Below are 17212 nucleotides of genomic sequence, written 5' to 3' on the forward strand. Positions count from 1 at the left end.
CGCATGTCGCCGTTCAGGCGGCCTCGGCGGCGGCCAGCTCGGTGCGGTAGGCCCATTCGACCCACGGCATCAGCGCGGCCACGTCGCCGGGCTCCACGGTGGCGCCGCACCAGATGCGCAGGCCCTCGGGCGCGTCGCGGTAGGCGCCCACGTCGAGCGCCACGCCCTCGGATTCCAGCCGCTTGGCGACCCGCTTGGCGAAGCCGTCCGGCAGGCTGCCGGCGAAGCGCAGGCACACGGAGGTGGTGGAGCGCGTCGCCGGGTCCTCGGCGAGGTTGGCGATCCAGTCGCGCCCCTCGCAGAAGTCCCAGATGGCCTGCGCCGAGGCGCGCGAGCGCGCGATCAGGCCGTCCAGCCCGTGGCCTTCGGCCCAGGCGAGCGCACCCAGGTAGTCCTCCACGCAGAGCATCGACGGCGTGTTGATGGTCTCGCCGCGGAAGATGCCCTCGATCAGCTTGCCGCCCTTGGTGAGGCGGAAGATCTTCGGCAGCGGGCGGGGGGGCACGTAAGATTCCAGCCGCTCCACGGCGCGGGGGGAGAGGATCAGCACGCCGTGCGCGCCCTCTCCTCCCAGCACCTTCTGCCAGGAGAAGGTCGTCACATCGAGCTTGTCCCACGGCAGCGGCATCGCGAAGGCCGCCGAAGTCGCGTCGCACAAGGTGAGCCCCTCGCGGTCCGAGGCGATCCAGTCGCCGTCCGGCACGGCCACGCCCGAGGTGGTGCCGTTCCAGGTGAAGCAGACGTCGGTGGCGAAATCGACCGCCGCGAGGTCGGGCAGCGCGCCGTAGGGGGCGGTGTCGACGCGGGCGTCGAGGTCCAGCTGCTTGACCGCGTCCGTCACCCAGCCCGAGCCGAAGCTCTCCCACGCCAGCATGGTCACGGGGCGGGCGCCGAGCATGGTCCACATGGCCATCTCGTAGGCGCCGGTGTCGGAGGCGGGCACGATGCCGATGCGGTAGCCCTCGGGCACGCCGAGCAGCGCGCGGGTGCGGTCGATGGCATCGCCAAGGCGCGCCTTGCCCACGGCGGCGCGGTGCGAGCGGCCGAGGGGGGCGTCACGGAGGTTGGCGAGGTCGAAGCCGGGATGCTTCTTGCACGGACCCGACGAGAAGCGCGGGTCGGCCGGCCGGGTGGCCGGGCGGGGGAGATCGGTCATGGTATCCTTCCAGATATTCGCGCCCCGTTGGGGGGGCGTGTCCCGCCGCCGCCCGTATTCCTCGGCGGGGGGTCGCGCAAGGGAATTGTTGGGGTTAGGGGGCGGCGAGAGCTTCAGGAGGACTCCGGATGTTCACCGCCGTGCTGTGCTGCGACCCCGCCCGCCCCGTGCTGGACGCCCCCGCCGTGGAGGCCCTGCGCAACGCCTGGGGCGGCGGCGAGGCGCGATGGCTGCGGCGCGGCGTGGCGGCGGAGTTCGCGATGCCCCGCGCGCACGATCCCTCGGAGGCGCGGGCGGGGCTGGATGCCATGGGGATCGATGTGAACGTCGTCCCCTCCGAGGGGCGCCGCAAGCGGCTGCTGCTGGCGGACATGGACAGCACCATGATCCGGCAGGAGTGCATCGACGAGCTGGCCGCCGAGGCCGGCGTGGGCGCGCGCGTGGCCGCCATCACCGCGCGCGCCATGAACGGCGAGATCGGCTTCGAGGGCGCGCTGCGCGAGCGGGTCGCGCTGCTGGAGGGCCTGCCGGTGGAGACCATCGCCCGCGTGCTGGAGACGCGCATCGACGACATGCCGGGCGGCGCGGTGCTGGTGGCGACGATGCGGGCGAACGGCGCCCACGCGGCCCTCGTCTCGGGCGGCTTCACGGCGTTCACCGAGGCCGTCGCGGCACGGCTGGGCTTCGACAGCCACCGCGCCAACACTCTGATCTCGGAGGGCGGCACGCTCACCGGCACGGTGGGCAAGCCGATCCTCGGGCGCGCGGCCAAGGTCGAGCGGCTGGAGGCGCTATGCGCCGAGCTGGGGATCGCCGAGGCCGAGGCCATCGCCGTGGGCGACGGGGCCAACGACCTCGGAATGCTCGGCCGTGCGGGCATGGGCGTCGCGCTCCACGCCAAGCCGGCGGTGCAGGCCGAGGCCGCGCTGGTGGTGAACCACGGCGACCTCACCGCGCTCCTGCACCTGCAGGGCTACGGAGAGGCGGAGTTCGCCGACTCCTAGGGGCCGCCCCCCTCATCCTGCCAGAAATACCTCGGGGGAGGCCGAAGGCCGGGGGCAGAGCCCCCTACCCGACTACAGCCCCGCCTCGGCCTCGATCTGCCGACGCGACTTCCGCTCGCGCTCCGTCGCCGACTTGAGCTGACCGCAGGCCGCCATGATGTCTTCGCCCCGCGGCGTGCGGATCGGCGAGGCGTAGCCCGCCTGCATCAGGATCGTGGCGAAGGCCCGGATGCGGTTGTTCGAAGACCGCCGGTAGGGCGCCCCCGGCCACTCGTTGAACGGAATCAGGTTCACCTTGGCCGGGATGCCGTCGAGCAGCCCCACCAGCCGGCGGGCGTCCTCGTCCGTGTCGTTCACGCCGTCCAGCATCACGTACTCGAAGGTGATCCGCTCGGAGTTCGACGCCTTGGGATAGGCCCGCAAGGATTCCAGCAGCGCCTCGATGTTCCAGCGCTTGTTGATCGGCACCAGCACATCGCGCACCGCATCGGTCGTGGCGTGGAACGAGACGGCCAGCAGGCAGCCGATCTCGCTAGCGGTGCGCGCGATCTCGGGCACCACGCCGGAGGTGGACAGGGTGATGCGGCGGCGGCCCAGCGCGATGCCCTCGCCGTCCATCACCACCAGCATCGCGTCGCGCACGTTCTCGAAGTTGTAGAGCGGCTCGCCCATGCCCATCAGCACGATGTTGGACAGGAGCCGCGGGCCGGCGTCGCCGGTGCCCGTGCCCGGCTCGGGCCACTCGCCCAGGTCGTCGCGCGCGAGCATGACCTGACCGACGATCTCGGCCGCGGTGAGGTTGCGCACCAGCCGCTGCGTGCCGGTGTGGCAGAACGAGCAGGTCAGCGTGCAGCCCACCTGGGACGAGATGCACAGCGTGCCGCGTCCCTCCTCGGGGATGTAGACGGTCTCGACCTCGTGGCCCCCGGCGATGCGCACCAGGTACTTGCGCGTGCCATCCGCCGACACCTGCCGCGAGACAACCTCGGGCAGCTCCAGCCGGAAGTTGGCGGCCAGGGTCGCGCGGAAGTCCTTGGCGAGGTTGGTCATGGCGGCGAAGTCGCGCACGCCCCAGTGGTAGATCCACTGCCAGAGCTGGTTCAGCCGCATCTTGAGCTGCCGCTCGGGCACGCCCACGGCCAGCAGCGCCTCGCGCATCTGGGCGCGGGTCAGGCCGACGAGGTTGGGCAGGCCCTCCTCCGACGCACGGCGCGGAATCGTGACCACGTCCTGCGTGACGGGCGCGGCGGGGGTCGCGGTCATGGCATGTCCTCGAACGAAGGCGGGCGCCCCATATAGGGACGCCCGCAGGAAATCGCAAAGGCGGCGGCGTCAGCCGGCGCAGCGCTGCGCGGCGTCGTCCACGGCGGCGGTGAAGCCCAGCAGGCTGAACGTGTCCTCGGTGCGGGTGCCGCGGCCCGATTCGCCCACGACCACCGCCTGCGCGCCGCGCTTGAGCGAGGCCACGATGCGGGCGTCGTCCTCGGGGCTCGCCGCCCAGGCCAGCTCGCCGTCGGTGAACATCTCGAAGGTGTCCGAGCCGATCGTCATCGAGACCGTGGAGCCGTCGCGGTAGGGATAGCCGCCCGTCACCGAGACCTCGCCCTTCTTGCCCTGCGCGGGCCAGTAGCTGACGAAGAGGCGGATGTCGCCGCGGCGCGCGGCCACCTCGCGCCCGTCGCGGGTGTTGCGGATCGACTTCGGGGCCGACACGATCCAGCACTGGGTCGGGTCGTCCTCCACGAAGACCGACCAGTCGGTCTCGGTCGAGACGCGGTTCGAGCTTTCCTGCGCGGCCGCCGGGAGGGCCATCGCGGCGGCCGCGAGGGCCAGAGCCAGCTTGTTCATCTGCACTGCCTTTTGCCTGTTCGCCGCCCTCGCGCCCGGGTTCGCCCGGATCGCCGATGGCGGTTTCGCTGTTTCGGGCCAGATGATAGCGGAAAAGCGCGCCGGGACGGAACCCCGCCCGGCGGAATGTCGCACACACTCGCGCGAGGGGTCGCGCGCAGGGGGAAGGCCCGGATGCAGGGATCGGTGGAGATGGTGCGCGTGATCCGCGGGGGGCGCGTCGAGAGCGTCCACCGGGGCGCGGCGGTGGTCTGCGACGCGCGCGGCGCCGTCGTCGAGGCGTGGGGCGATCCGGACGCGGTCATCTACCCGCGCTCGTCCTGCAAGATGGTCCAGGCCCTGCCCCTCGTGGAGGCGGGGCTGGAGCGCGACCCGCGCCGCCTCGCCCTCGCCTGCGCCTCGCACGGCGGCGAGGCCATGCACACGCGCGGCGCGGCCGAGTGGCTCGCCGACCTCGGGCTGGGCGAGGCCGACCTGCGCTGCGGCGCCCACATGCCCTACGAGGCGGACGCCGCCGCGGCCCTCGTCCGCGCCGGCGAGGCGCCGTGCCAGCTCCACAACAACTGCTCGGGCAAGCACGCCGGCTTCCTCGCCCTGTCGCGGCACCTCGGCGCCGGCCCCGACTACGTGGAGCCGGACCACCCCGTGCAGCGCGCCGTGCGCGCCGCCTTCGAGGAGGTCACGGGCGAGGAGAGCCCCGGCTACGGCATCGACGGCTGCTCGGCCCCGAACTTCGCCACCCGCCTCGCCGGCCTCGGCGCGGCGATGGGGCGCTTCGCGGGCGCCGGCGAGGGCGACGCGCGCGGCCGCGCCATGGTGATGCTGCGCGAGGCGATGGCTTTGAACCCCGCGCTGGTGGCCGGCACGGGCCGGGCCTGCACCGGGCTGATGGAAGCCATGGACGGCGTGGCCGTGAAGACCGGCGCCGAGGGCGTCTACGTGGCGATCCTGCCCGCGCGCGGCCTCGGGGTCGCGCTCAAGATCGCCGACGGCGCGACGCGCGCCGCCGAGGCGGTGGCGGCGACGCTCCTGGTGCGGCTGGGGGCGCTCGACCCCCAGTCCGCCGTGGCCCGTCGCCTCACCCACGGCCCGATCGTGAACTGCCGGGGCCGCGAGACAGGGCACATGGAGGTCGCGCTCTAGCCCGGCACCGGCAGTCGCAGGCGCGGCTCCAGCCGGCCCAGCAGCTCCAGCAGCTCGGGCTTTCGCACTGGTTTCAGCAGCACCTCGTCGATGCCGGCGCGGCGGATGTCCTCGATCTCTTCGGGGGCGGCATGGGCGGTCATGGCGACGATGGGCACCCGGGCGCCCTCGGGCGCGGCGCGGATCAGCCGCGCCGCCTCGCGCCCGTCCATGCGCGGCATGGAGATGTCGAGCAGCACGAGGTCGTGCGGGTCGGCCCGGAACCGCTCCACTGCCACGTCGCCGTCCTCGACCGCCTCGATCTCGCGCCCCTCGCCGCCAAGCATCCGGGTGATCAGCAGGCGGTTCGTGCCCACGTCGTCGGCGGTGAGGATGCGCAGCCCGCGCGGCGGCGTCTCCGCGGCGGGCGCAGGAGGCACGGCGGCGGCCCCGCCGCACAGCGCGCGCGCCAGCGCCGCGCCCTCGCACGGATCGGGCAAGACGGCGGCGGCCCGCCCCAGCAGCCCCGGCGCCGCCGCCGCGCGCGGCCCCAGTAGGACGACGGGGGCCGAGCCTGCCTCCGCCAGCGCCCCGGCCTGCGCCTCCGGCGAGAGGTCCAGCGGCACCAGCAGCGGCGCGTCCTCGCCCGCCTCGGCCAGCCGCACGCCCGCCGCCCGCAGGCGCGCGAGGGCCGTGCACCGCCCCGCCGACGCGCCCTCGGCCAGGCGCACCGCCGGGGGCAAAGCCGGCGCCGCGGGCCACGCCCCCTCGGGCGGCAGGGCCAGCGTCAGCACGAAGCGCGCGCCCCCCTCCTCGCCCGGCTCGGCCAGCGCGAGGTCGCCGCCCATCAGCCGCGCGAGGTCGCGCGCGATGCCGAGGCCCAGCCCCGTGCCCTCGGCCCCGCCGGGATCGAGGCGCGCGAACTCGCCGAACACCTGATCGCGCCGCGCCTCGGGGATCCCCGGCCCGGTGTCGGCCACCTCCACGGCGATGCGCGCCGCCGCGCCGCCCTCGGGGCGCGTCACCGAGACCCGCAGCGTCACGTCGCCGCCGACCGCGAACTTCACCGCGTTGCCCGCGAGGTTCGTGACCACCTGCCGGATGCGCGCCTCGTCGCCCCGGAACCGCGTGGGCGCCCCGATCGGGTAGTCCAGCGTCACCGCCCGCGCCGCGCCGCCCGACGCGGCCGCGAGGCGCACCACCTGCATCAGCGTCTGCTCGAGGTCGAACGCGCGGGGGCGCAGCTGCATCTGCCCCGCCTCCAGCCGCGCCGCGTCGAGCACGTCGTTCACGATGTCGAGCAGCGACAATCCGCTGTCGCGGATCGTGCGAACGTAGAGACGCGCGTCGTCCTCCAGCGCCTCTTCCAGCAGGAGGTCGGCCATGCCGATTACGCCGTTCATGGGGGTGCGGAACTCGTGGCTCATGCGCGCGAGGAAGCGCGACTTGGCCTTGTTCGCGGCCTCCGCCTCGGCCCGCGCCCGCAGCAGCGAGGCCTCGCGCTCCACCTCGGCGGTCACGTCGAGCGCCAGGCTCACCACGTCGCCGTCCTCGGTGCGCCGCTCGATCAGGCGCACGGACCGGCCGTCGAAGAGGCGCAAGGTCACCGGCTCGGGCACCTCGGCGCAGCGCCGCGCCAGCATTCCCGCGACCCAGGCCTCGGGGTCCGCCTCGCCCGGGTCGATCACCCCCTCCTCGGCGGCGGCGCGCATGAGCGCGGCGTAGGGCGTGCCCGGCTCCGCCTCCAGCGCGCCGTCGAACAGCCGCGCGAAGGGGGCGTTGGCCTGCAGGAGCGTGTCGTCCGCGTCCCACACCGCGAAGCCGTCGCGGATCGCCTCGACCGCGTGCCACAGGCGCCGCCCCGCCCGCGCCGCCCGCTGGTCGGCGGCCCGGCGCGCGGCCGCCGCCCGCCCCGTCTGCCCGGTCAGGCGCATGCGCGCGTCGCGCTCGCGCGCGCACTCCGCCGAGACCCGCTCCACGTGGGTGGACAGCGCCCGGTGGGCGGCGGTCAGCTCGGCGCGCACATGCTCCAGCATCCGCTCGGCGGCGAGGCGGCGGCGCCGCTCTCCGAGGAACCCGTCGTCCCGCTGCGCCACCTCGCCCTGCATCCACGTCTCCCGACCCCTCGCCGGATTGGTGCGCCGAAAGGGGTGAAGGCCGGGTTAAGCGATGCGGGACGCCGCGCCGGGCAGGCTCAGTTCAGGTCGAAGTGGAGCGGGTAGGCCCGGCCGTCGAAGGCGCCGAACAGCTCGGGCAGGTCCGGATGGCCCACCGGCTCGCCGGAGCGGTCGCGCACGAGGTTCTGCTCCGAGACGTAGGCCACGTAGTAACTCTCGTCGTTCTCGGCGAGCAGGTGGTAGAAGGGCTGGTCCTTGCGCGGGCGCGCCTCGGCGGGAATCGCCTCGTACCACTCGTCGGAATTCGAGAAGGTCGGGTCCACGTCGAAGATCACGCCCCGGAACGGGTGCGAGCGGTGGCGCACGACGTCGCCCAGGTTGTATTTCGCCGCCCTCGAAAACATGGCCGTCCCGAATTCAGTACACATACCCCCCAATCTACTCCCCGAGCCCCGGGGCTGTCCACAGCGCCAGCGCGATTCGCAGGGAAACAGAGTGTGGAGGGAGGCCCGGCAGGACGCGCGCGCCGCGGCGGTGCGGCGCGCGCGGAGGCCGCACCGCCCGGCCCACCGACACCGCGGCGCAACACCCCGCACCCGCTCGCTCCGGGGGAGGGGTGCATCGTCGTTGGCAGGCCCCCCGCCCCTGCGCTAGCCTCGCGCAAAACGGTCAATCCTCAAGAGCCGGGCAGTAGACATGAGAATCCTTCGACCCTTGGCGTTGCTCCTGGCCCTCGCGGCCTGCGGGGGCGGCGGCGACGTGGCGCGTGCGCCGAGCGACCTGAACGATGCCTGCCGCATCCTCGCGCAGCAGCCCTCCTACCTGAAGGCCTTCCGCGCGGTGGAGCGCAAATGGGGCGTTCCGGTCCACGTGCAGATGGCGACGATCCATCAGGAGTCGAAGTTCATCGCCGACGCCCGCACGCCGCTGCGCTTCTCGCTCGGCGTGATCCCGGTGGGGCGGCAGAGCTCGGCCTTCGGCTACTCCCAGGCGCTCGACGCGACCTGGAAGGAGTACAAGAAGAGCCAGGGCAAGCCCCGCGCCCGCCGCGACCGGATCCGCGACGCGACCGACTTCATGGGCTGGTACATGTCGCTGTCGAACAGCGAGCTGGGCATCCCGTTGTCGGACGCCCGCAACCAGTACCTCGCCTACCACGACGGGCGCTCGGGCTACCGCCGCGGCACCTGGCGCCACAAGGCCTGGCTCGTGCGGGTCTCGGGCGAGGTCGCGAACCGCGCCGAGATGTACCGCCAGCAACTGCCCCGCTGCTCCTGACCGGCCTCCGCCCGGACGGGGGTGCCTCCGCGAAGGCACGCTCCCGTCCGGCCGGATCGGGCGAGGCCCCGGACGCGGGGCCGAGGCGATCCGCCCCGGCACGCCGCGCGGCCGCCTGTCCGCGCCGCCTGCCGGCAGGCCCGAGCGCCGGCCCCGCTCGGCCCGCGCCGCGCGCGCCCTAGGGCGGGGCGCCGCCGCGCCGCGCCGAGATGTCGCGGTAGATCGCCTCGGCGATCCCGGTCGCGCCGCTGCCGGCCACCGCCTCGGCCTGCGCCTGCCGCAGGAAGCTGTCGAACTGCCCCCCGCCCGCACCGGACCCGCCGCCCGGGGGGCTCAGCCCGCCCACGCCCGCGCTGTCGAGCATCTGCGCGAAGAGCACGGCCTCCAGCTTCACGGCCTGCTGCCAGAGCGGACCCGCGCGCCGCACGGACGCGGGCACCGGCGGGGATGCGTTGATTCGCGCTTCCATGGTCACCTCCTGGCCCCATCCGTCGCATGCGAGGCGTAAAGAAAACCTCAAGACATCGCGCCTAGGAGCGGTCCCGAGAGGAGTGCGCCGATGATTCCCCAAAGCCCCTTCCACTGGCTGGCCCCCGGCGGGGCCGGCCCCGCCGGGGGCCAGCCGCCCCGCGCGCAGGCGCCCGATGGCGACGTGACGGCCTTCCTCGCGCTGCTGCTGGGGGATGGGAACGGGGCGGAGCATGACGGCGCGCGCCCGGCCCCGGATGCCCCCGACGCCGAACGCGGCGACGGCGGACCGGCGGAGGCGGACGGAACGCCCGCCCCCGACGCCCGCCCCGACCCCGCCGCCGCGGGGACCCAAGGTGCCGATGCCGCATCCGCCGCAGGCGTCGAGCCCGCGACCGCCGATGCGGCGGCGGCAACGGCCACGCCGGCGCCCCCGCTCGCCTCCGCGGCGCCGCCCGAGCCGGCGGACGGGCCGTCCGACACCCGGACGCCGGGGTCGCTCGATGCCGCCGCCGCGGGCCGCGCCTCCCCGACGGGCGGGGTCGCATCGAGCTTGCGATCGACACGGGGGCCAGCGCACGCAGAACTCCGCCATGACGCACGCCCGGTGGCGGCCGACAGCCCAGTGGGCGACGCGCGACGGTCCGGCGGCCAGCGCGCGGCAGCTTCGACCGTCGCCGCCCCGGACACCGGGATCGTTCCGCCCCCCGCCCGGCCCGGCGCGCCTGACGCGCGGACAGGGCCTGCCGAACCCGGCGCACCCGGCCCGGGGTTCGCGGCGCACCGGGCCGCGCCCGCCTATGGTGCGCCGCAGGCCGGGCATGGTGGGGTAGCGGACGTGCCGACATCCGGCGCGGAACGGCACGCGGCCGCGGACGTCGGCACGATGCGTCCGCCTCCCGCCGAGGCATTCCGCGAAACGCAGCCGAGAGACGGTCGCGGCGCGGCGCCCTCGGTCGGACCTGCCCCTCCCGGACCTGCCGCCGCATCGTCGAATCCCTCCCCCGACATGGGGGCCGCCGTGCGCGCCGCTCCCGCCGCGTTCGGGCCGCGCGCACCTTGGGACTTCGCGCGCCCCGGCACGATGCGCGATCCGGCAGGCCCCGGGGCGATGCCGCCGCGCCCCCAACTCGCGGATGCGGGGGGAGGCCCTTTCGATCCTGCAACGCCTGTGCCGTCGGCCCTTTCGGCAGTTGGCGCGGACCGGCGACGAGGCACGCTCCCGTCGCCGGTGCGGGACGTCAGCGTCACGCCCGAGGCCTCCGTGCCGTCGGAGATTACCGCCCGGAATACCCCCGTCGCGCCCCCCCTCCGTCCCGAAGCACCGCGGTTGGCCGATGGCCCGCAGGGGGCTGTCGCGCCGTCCCTGCTTGCCGCTTCCGGGCCCGCTTCGGACCCGTTCGGGCCCGTGACGGCGCGCGTCGCCCGTCCGCCGGCCGTGCCCGCGGCGGCGACCGCGGCAGGCTCCTCCGCGTCGTTCGTGCCCGCGGCCGAAGCCCCGCCGCAGCCCGGCGCGTCCACGCCGCCCGATGTCCTCGTCGCATCGGCTCCGTCGGTCCCGGCTCCGTCCGCCGAGGGAACGACCGCCGTCCGGGCGTCCTCCCTGCCCGCCCTGGCGCTCGACCAGATCCGTGCCGCCGTGACCGCGCCGCCCCCGCCGGGCGGCGTCCAGCAGACGGAGGTCTCGCTCGCGCCGGCGGAGCTCGGCCGCGTCACCTTCGTGATCCGCAACGAGGAGGGCACGCTCACGATGCAGATCCTCGCGGAGCGCCCCGAGACGCTGGAACTGGTGCGCCGCCATGCCGACCTTCTGGAGCGGGCCGCCGCCGACGGCCCCGTCCGCCTGCGCCTGGAGCAGGAGGGCGCGGGCACGCATCGCGGCGCGGGGCATGGCCCGGGCGCCGATCACGCCGGCGGCCAGACGGGCGACGGGCGCCGGGGCGCCCGCGCGGGCGGCGCCGGCGCGGCCCCGGACGACGCCCCTGCGATCCCGGTGGTCTCCGGTGCCCCCCTCCCCCGCGCGTCCGAATCGCGCGCGCTCGATCTCAGGCTCTGACGCGAGGACATCATGGAAACAGCGTCCCTCCAGACCGCCGCCGCGTCCGCCGCCGCGAAAACGGCGCCGTCGCCCGGGCAGGCCACCGACCTCGCCTCGGACTTCGACACGTTCCTGCAGCTCCTGACGGCGCAGATCCGCAACCAGGACCCGCTGGAGCCGGCGGATGCCACGCAGTACGCCACGCAGCTCGCGACCTTCTCGAACGTGGAGCAGGGGGTGCGCACCAACACGCTGCTCACGGAGCTGTCCGCCACGCTGGAGATGCAGGGCCTCGACCGCCTCGCCGCGTGGATCGGCCTCGAGGCACGCACCACGGCGCCCACCGCCCACGACGGCGGCGCGGTGTCGCTCGAGGCGGCGATCCCCCCGGTCGCGGACAGCGCGACACTGGTGGTCTCGGACGCGGCGGGCACCGAGGTCTCGCGCATCCCGGTCGACCCGGACTCGAACCGCATCGACATCGTTCCCACCGGCCCCGACGGCCAGCCCCTCGCCCCCGGCCTCTACGGCTACCACGTGGAGGCCACGGCCTCGGGCGCGCCCCTCCAGTCCGTCGCCGTGGCCCGCTACGTGCCGGTGCGCGAGGCGCTGATCGAGGGGGGGCGCACGACGCTCGTGCTCGAAGGGGGCGGGCGCGTTGGGGCCGCGGAGGTGACCGGGCTGCGGCCACCCTCGGGCGGGGCGTGACGGTGCCGGCGGGGGCATCCCCGGGCGCGGACCGGACGCGCCCGCCGGACCGCGCCGAGGCGCGCCTCCTACACCACCGAGGCGATCGCTGCCGCCGCGGCCGCCGTCACCGCGCCGGCGGCGAACCATGCGGCCGCCGGCAGGCCCCGGGGCCGCGCCGCGGCGACCACCACCGTGCCCCCGCGGCGCCCGCGCAGGGCGTCCTCCACGGCGCGCGGCAGGTGCGGCCCGAAGCGCGCCAGCACCAGCCCCGTGCGCCACAGGTCGCGCGCTACCGCCTGCGGCCCGAGGTTCTCGCGTATGTAGCGCTCTACCTCCGGGCGCGCCGCGCTCCAGATGTTCATGTGGGGGTTCAGCGTGCGCGACACGCCCTCCACCACCACCATCGTGCGCTGCAGGAGGATCAGCTCGGTGCGCGTCTCCATGCCGAACCGCTCGGTCACCTCGAACAGGTAGGCCAAGAGCCGTCCCATGGAGATGCGGCTCGCGTCCATGCCGAAGATCGGCTCGCCCACCGAGCGCAGGGCCTGCGCGAAGAGGTCCACGTCGCGGTCCGCCGGCACGTAGCCCGCCTCGAAGTGCACCTCGGCCACCCGGCGGTAGTCCTTACGGATGAAGCCCATCAGGATCTCGGCGTAGACGCGGCGCGTGTACTCGTCGAGCCGGCCCATGATGCCGAAGTCCACGGCGGCGATGTCGCCCCCCGGCGTCACCTTCAGGTTCCCCTGGTGCATGTCGGCGTGGAAGTAGCCGTCGCGCAGGGCGTGGCGCAGGAACACCGCCATCACCCGGTCGGCCAGGGCCGCGCGGTCGTGTCCGGCCGCCTCGATCGCGGCCACGTCGCCCATGGGGATGCCCTCGACCCAGTCGAGCACCATCACCGAGCGCGACAGCAGGTTCCACTCGGGTTGCGGCACGGTGAAGCCGTCGTCCCGGGCCGTGTTGGCGGCGAACTCGCCCGCCGCCGCCGCCTCGGCGCGCAGGTCAAGCTCCTGCTGCACGGTGGCGTCGAAGTGCGCCACCACGTCGCGCGGGCGCAGGCGCCGCGTCGAGGGCGCCACCGTCTCCATCAGCCAGGCGCCCAGGTAGAAGGCGTCGATGTCGCGCCGGAACGCGCGGGCGATCCCGGGGCGCAGCACCTTGACGGCCACCTTGCGCCCGTCCTCGGCCAGCCGCGCGCGGTGGACCTGCGCGATCGAGGCCGCAGCCACCGGCTCCGAGAACTCCGAGAACAGCGCGTCCGGCTCCACCTCCAGCTCGCGGCGGATCGTGGCGCGAGCCGCCTCGGTGGGGAACGGCGGCAGCTTGTCCTGCAGGACGCGCAGCTGCAGCGCCAGCTCGTCGCCCACGAAGTCGGGGCGCGTGGACAGGATCTGGCCGAACTTGATGTAGCTCGGGCCCAGCGCCGTCAGCGCCCGCGTCACGGGGGGCAGCGCGGGGTCGCCCTCGTAGCCCAGCCACTTGAACGGCACGCCCAGCACCCGGGCCAGCGCCCGCAGGGCGGGCGGCGCGCCGATCTGGTCCAGCACCACCGTCATGGCGCCGGTGCGCTCGAAGGTGGCGCCGGTGCGGATCAGCCGCCAGATGTTGTGCGGCCCCCTCACAGCCGCCACCCCGAATGGAGGGCCGCGATGCCGAAGCTCAGGTTGCGGTAGCGCACCTGCCCGAAGCCCGCGTCTGCGATCATCGCCGCGAAGCGGTCCTGATCCGGGAAGCGGCGGATCGACTCCACGAGGTACTGGTAGCTGTCGCGGTCGCCCGCGAGCATCTCGCCCATCGGCGGGATCACGTTGAACGAGTAGAGGTCGTAGAGCCGCTGCAGAAGCGGGTTGGGAAGCTGCGAGAACTCCAGCACCATCAGGCGGCCGCCCGGGCGCAGCACGCGGTAGGCCTCGCGCAGGGCATCGTTGATGCGGGTCACGTTCCGGATGCCGAACGAGATCGTGTAGGCGTCGAAGCTGGCATCCTCGAAGGGCAGCGCCATGGCGTCGCCCACCACCCAGTCGATCGCGGCGCCCTCGGCCTCGGCCCTCTGCCGGCCCGCCACCAGCATGCCTTCCGTCAGGTCGCACACCACCGCCGAGGCGCCAGGCGCGCGGGCGAGGAAGCGGAAGGCGATGTCGCCGGTGCCGCCCGCCACGTCGAGGAGGCGCTGGCCGGGCCGGGGCGCCAGCCAGTCCATCATCGCGTCCTTCCAGGCGCGGTGGATGCCCAAGGACATGGCGTCGTTCATCACGTCGTACTTCGAGGCCACCGAGGTGAACACGCCGTGCACCAGACGCGCCTTCGCGTCCTCGTCCACCTCGCGGGCACCGAAATGGGTGCGCCGCGGCCCCGACTGCTCTGCCATCTTGCGATCCTCGTCCTGCGGCCCTTCATGTAGGGGGCGCCCCCGGCCCTTACAGGCCGCCCCCCGGGGCCTGCAACGCGACCGAACGGCCCGAGGTCCCCCGCCATGCCCGAGCTTCCCGAAGTCGAGACCGTGCGCCGCGGCCTCGCCCCCGCCCTGGAGGGCGCGACGATCACGCGCGCCGAGCTGCGCCGGGACGGCCTGCGCTGGCCCTTCCCGCCCCGCATGGCCGAGCGGCTGGAGGGCGCGCGGGTGGAGCGGCTCGACCGCCGCTCGAAGTACCTGCTGGCCCATCTGGACACGGGCGAGACGCTGATCGTGCACCTCGGCATGTCGGGCCGCATGGTGGTCGACGCGGCTCAGGGGGGCGAGGCGGAGCGGCCCGGCGACTTCCACCGCGAGGCGGGCTGGCTGCCGCAGCACGACCACGTGGTGCTCCATACGGACGCCTACCGCGTGACCTACAACGACGCGCGCCGCTTCGGGGCGATGGACCTGCACGCGACCGCCGCCCTCGCCGATCACCCGCTGCTGGCGCGGCTCGGCCCCGAGCCGCTGGGCAACGCCTTCCACGAGGACCACCTCGTGGCCGCCTTCCGGGGCAAGCGGACGCCGGTGAAGGCGGCGCTCCTCGACCAGCGCGTGGTGGCGGGCCTCGGCAACATCTACGTCTGCGAGGCGCTGCACCGGGCCGGCATCGCCCCCACGCGCGCGGCCGGCCGCATCGCCGCGGCCCGCGTGGCCGCCCTCGTGCCCATCGTGCGCGACGTGCTGCGCGAGGCGATCGCGGCAGGCGGATCCTCCTTGCGCGACCACCGGCAGGCCGACGGCACCCTGGGCTACTTCCAGCACGGCTTCGCCGTCTACGACCGCGAGGGGCACGCCTGTCCCCGCGAGGGCTGCGGCGGTGTGGTGCGGCGCATCCCCCAGGGCGGGCGCTCCACGTTCCACTGTCCCGCCTGCCAGAGATGACTTGCCAACCCCGCCCGGGCGGGGCACCCCTGCGGGCCAACGGCACCCTGGGGGACGACGGATGGGCTTTGAGACGCTGAAGGTCGAGACGGCCGACCACGTGACGGTGATCCGGCTGCATCGCCCCGACGCGATGAACGCGCTCAACTCCGTGCTCCTGGGCGAGCTGGCCAAGGCGCTGCGCGCGGCGCAGGCCGATGCCAAGGTGCGCTGCATCGTGCTCACCGGCTCCGACAAGGCCTTCGCGGCGGGCGCCGACATCAAGGAGATGTCGGGCAAAAGCTTCACGGACGTCTTCATGGGCGATCTGTTCGGGGCCGAGACGGACGCGATCATGGCGGTGCGCAAGCCGATCATCGCCGCGGTCGCCGGCTACGCCTTGGGCGGCGGCTGCGAGCTGGCGATGATGTGCGACTTCATCATCGCCGCCGACACCGCGAAGTTCGGCCAGCCCGAGATCAACCTCGGCGTGGTGGCCGGCATCGGCGGCACCCAGCGGCTGACCCACGCGGTGGGCAAGGCCAAGTCCATGGACATGCACCTGACGGGGCGGATGATGGGCGCCGAGGAGGCCGAGCGCTCCGGGCTCGTCAGCCGCGTGGTGCCGGCCAAGAAGCTCCTGGAGGAGGCGACCGCGGCGGCCGCCAAGATCGCCGAGAAGTCGATGGTCACGGTGCAGGCCGTGAAGGACTGCGTGAACGCGAGCCAGGAGATGGGCCTGTCGCAGGGTCTCCTCCTCGAGCGCCGCCTCTTCGCGGGCCTGTTCGGCACCGAGGACCAGAAGGAGGGCATGGCCGCCTTCATCGAGAAGCGCGAGCCGCAGTTCCGCGACCGCTAGAGCGGCTCCCCTCCGACCGGACCTCTTCGGCTCCCTTCCTGCCCTCAATTTGATATGAATACCGAGGGGGTCCGCAGGCTCCCCGGGATCGGTCCAGTGGACCGATCCGCCTGCGGACGGGCGAAGCCCCGGACGGCGCCGAAGGCGGCGGGGGCGGAGCCCCTAACCCCGCTCTCGAGAGACGACCGCCCGTATGCACGGGGGGTGTGCGCGGGGTGCACGCGGGGTGCCCCCCCCCCCCGCTTTCGCTCCTGGCGTTCGCGCCTCGGACCGATCCGTCCGGCTTCGCCGGACCGGCGCTCACCCCCGCAGCCGGGGCTTCCCTTTCCCGCCCGCCCGCGCTATGCGCCCCGCCATCATGCGCGTGAGGCCCGCTCTGGCCGGACGACCGGTGTTCCGAACCCGGCTCGATGGGGTGTCCCGCGCGACCAGTCTGCATGCCCCGTCCGGGGCCGGAACCCGAAGGAACGTCCCATGGCGAACACGCCCCAGGCCAAGAAGCGCGCCCGTCAGAACGAGAAGCGCTTCGCCATCAACAAGGCCCGCCGCTCGCGCATCCGCACCTACCTGCGCAAGGTCGAGGAGGCGATCGCCTCGGGCGACCAGGCCGCCGCCACCGAGGCGCTGCGCGCCGCCCAGCCCGAGCTGATGCGCGGCGTCACCCGCGGCGTGCTTCACAAGAACACCGCCTCCCGCAAGGTCAGCCGCCTGAGCAGCCGCGTGAAGGCGCTCGGCGCCTGATTCAGGTCCCTCCGCGGGGGGGAACCCGCACAGTCAAGAGATTCGGAGGCGCGCCCGCGGGGCGCGCCTCTTTTCGTTGCACGTCAACGCCTTGCGCCGGGGTCCGGGGGATTCGGGGGTGCCGGCTTCGGAGTCAACGGCGAAGAGTCGTTGCCGCCCCTCCCCCCCGCCCGATATCTCAACTGCAGCGAGTCAGATCGCTCTCCCACGGGGATGGACGCACGGGCCCGAACGCGGGTCCGCGGACCTCCGAGGCATGTGCCCGGAGTCCGCGGACCGGTCGTCCGAGGAGGGCCGGCGCGGCGCCCATCCGGATCGCGGGCGGAGGAATCCGCACGGGGTCCCGGCCCTCGGGCCGTCCGGTCCCGACGTCGTCGGGTGCGGCCGAAGGGGCCGCCGGCGCTGCCACGCCGGCTTCCCCCACGCCGCCCCGGCGCGCGCCCCCTGCCAGGGGCGTCGAGCGGGGCGACCGGAGGGCGGGAGGCGCGCACGTCACCGGGGGGGCCTCGTCCACGAAGGCCCGGGAGCTGGCATCCGCCGGTTCCGAAGCAATGCGAAAGGGCCGACGAGAG

The 17212-nt window shown here is 74.4% G+C and carries 16 protein-coding genes; 8 read left to right on the top strand and 8 right to left on the bottom strand.

Annotation, left to right across the window (positions count from 1 at the left end; genetic code table 11):
• Positions 1-13: 13 nt before the first annotated feature.
• Complete coding sequence (locus tag K3554_RS16025) at positions 14-1156, bottom strand: phosphoserine transaminase (protein WP_259942063.1); 1143 nt, start codon at positions 1154-1156, stop codon at positions 14-16.
• Positions 1157-1284: 128 nt separating this feature from the next.
• Between K3554_RS16025 and serB the strand changes: the two genes are divergently transcribed.
• Positions 1285-2160: a phosphoserine phosphatase SerB gene (gene serB, locus K3554_RS16030; protein WP_259942065.1), complete on the top strand. Its 876-nt coding sequence runs from the start codon at positions 1285-1287 to the stop codon at positions 2158-2160.
• Positions 2161-2232: 72 nt separating this feature from the next.
• On the opposite strand, the gene rlmN is transcribed toward serB, so the two are convergent.
• Both rlmN and K3554_RS16040 read right to left on the bottom strand, forming a co-directional pair.
• A complete protein-coding gene (rlmN, locus tag K3554_RS16035) occupies positions 2233-3423 on the bottom strand; it encodes a 23S rRNA (adenine(2503)-C(2))-methyltransferase RlmN (RefSeq protein WP_259942066.1) in 1191 nt (396 codons plus the stop codon).
• A 69-nt stretch (positions 3424-3492) separates the two neighbouring features.
• Positions 3493-4008: an invasion associated locus B family protein gene (locus tag K3554_RS16040; RefSeq protein WP_259942067.1), complete on the bottom strand. Its 516-nt coding sequence runs from the start codon at positions 4006-4008 to the stop codon at positions 3493-3495.
• Positions 4009-4182: 174 nt separating this feature from the next.
• Here K3554_RS16040 and K3554_RS16045 point away from each other — a divergent pair, with 174 nt between their 5' ends.
• Complete coding sequence (locus K3554_RS16045; protein WP_259942069.1) at positions 4183-5151, top strand: asparaginase; 969 nt, start codon at positions 4183-4185, stop codon at positions 5149-5151.
• Here the strand turns inward: K3554_RS16045 and K3554_RS16050 are convergent.
• Both K3554_RS16050 and hspQ read right to left on the bottom strand, forming a co-directional pair.
• Positions 5148-7238: an ATP-binding protein gene (locus tag K3554_RS16050; RefSeq protein WP_259942072.1), complete on the bottom strand. Its 2091-nt coding sequence runs from the start codon at positions 7236-7238 to the stop codon at positions 5148-5150. The genes K3554_RS16045 and K3554_RS16050 overlap by 4 nt on opposite strands.
• A gap of 86 nt (positions 7239-7324) precedes the next feature.
• Positions 7325-7651 carry a heat shock protein HspQ gene (gene hspQ, locus K3554_RS16055; protein ID WP_259942073.1) on the bottom strand — a complete coding sequence of 109 codons (327 nt, stop codon included), beginning with the start codon at positions 7649-7651 and terminating at the stop codon, positions 7325-7327.
• A 292-nt stretch (positions 7652-7943) separates the two neighbouring features.
• On the opposite strand from hspQ, the gene K3554_RS16060 reads away from it, so the two are divergent.
• Positions 7944-8525: a lytic transglycosylase gene (locus tag K3554_RS16060; RefSeq protein WP_259942076.1), complete on the top strand. Its 582-nt coding sequence runs from the start codon at positions 7944-7946 to the stop codon at positions 8523-8525.
• Between the two features lie 178 nt (positions 8526-8703).
• On the opposite strand, the gene K3554_RS16065 is transcribed toward K3554_RS16060, so the two are convergent.
• Positions 8704-8994 carry a rod-binding protein gene (locus K3554_RS16065; RefSeq protein ID WP_259942078.1) on the bottom strand — a complete coding sequence of 97 codons (291 nt, stop codon included), beginning with the start codon at positions 8992-8994 and terminating at the stop codon, positions 8704-8706.
• A 1638-nt stretch (positions 8995-10632) separates the two neighbouring features.
• Here K3554_RS16065 and K3554_RS16070 point away from each other — a divergent pair.
• A complete protein-coding gene (locus K3554_RS16070) occupies positions 10633-11049 on the top strand; it encodes a flagellar hook-length control protein FliK (RefSeq protein ID WP_259942080.1) in 417 nt (138 codons plus the stop codon).
• Positions 11050-11061: 12 nt separating this feature from the next.
• Positions 11062-11739, top strand: coding sequence for a flagellar hook capping FlgD N-terminal domain-containing protein (locus tag K3554_RS16075; RefSeq protein WP_259942085.1), 678 nt, complete (start codon positions 11062-11064; stop codon positions 11737-11739).
• 68 nt (positions 11740-11807) lie between these two features.
• Here the strand turns inward: K3554_RS16075 and ubiB are convergent, their stop codons facing one another.
• Positions 11808-13343: a 2-polyprenylphenol 6-hydroxylase gene (ubiB, locus tag K3554_RS16080; RefSeq protein ID WP_259942088.1), complete on the bottom strand. Its 1536-nt coding sequence runs from the start codon at positions 13341-13343 to the stop codon at positions 11808-11810.
• A complete protein-coding gene (gene ubiE, locus K3554_RS16085) occupies positions 13340-14089 on the bottom strand; it encodes a bifunctional demethylmenaquinone methyltransferase/2-methoxy-6-polyprenyl-1,4-benzoquinol methylase UbiE (protein ID WP_259942091.1) in 750 nt (249 codons plus the stop codon). Before ubiE ends, ubiB begins: the two co-directional genes overlap by 4 nt.
• Positions 14090-14194: 105 nt before the next feature.
• Here ubiE and mutM point away from each other — a divergent pair, with 105 nt between their 5' ends.
• From mutM to rpsT, 3 genes are all read left to right on the top strand, one after another.
• Positions 14195-15061, top strand: coding sequence for a bifunctional DNA-formamidopyrimidine glycosylase/DNA-(apurinic or apyrimidinic site) lyase (gene mutM, locus K3554_RS16090; protein ID WP_259942092.1), 867 nt, complete (start codon positions 14195-14197; stop codon positions 15059-15061).
• A 61-nt stretch (positions 15062-15122) separates the two neighbouring features.
• Complete coding sequence (locus K3554_RS16095) at positions 15123-15899, top strand: enoyl-CoA hydratase-related protein (RefSeq protein ID WP_259942095.1); 777 nt, start codon at positions 15123-15125, stop codon at positions 15897-15899.
• A 474-nt stretch (positions 15900-16373) separates the two neighbouring features.
• Positions 16374-16640: a 30S ribosomal protein S20 gene (gene rpsT, locus K3554_RS16100; protein WP_259942097.1), complete on the top strand. Its 267-nt coding sequence runs from the start codon at positions 16374-16376 to the stop codon at positions 16638-16640.
• Positions 16641-17212: the final 572 nt, after the last annotated feature.

The organism is Jannaschia sp. W003, assembly GCF_025144335.1.
Taxonomy (GTDB): domain Bacteria; phylum Pseudomonadota; class Alphaproteobacteria; order Rhodobacterales; family Rhodobacteraceae; genus Jannaschia.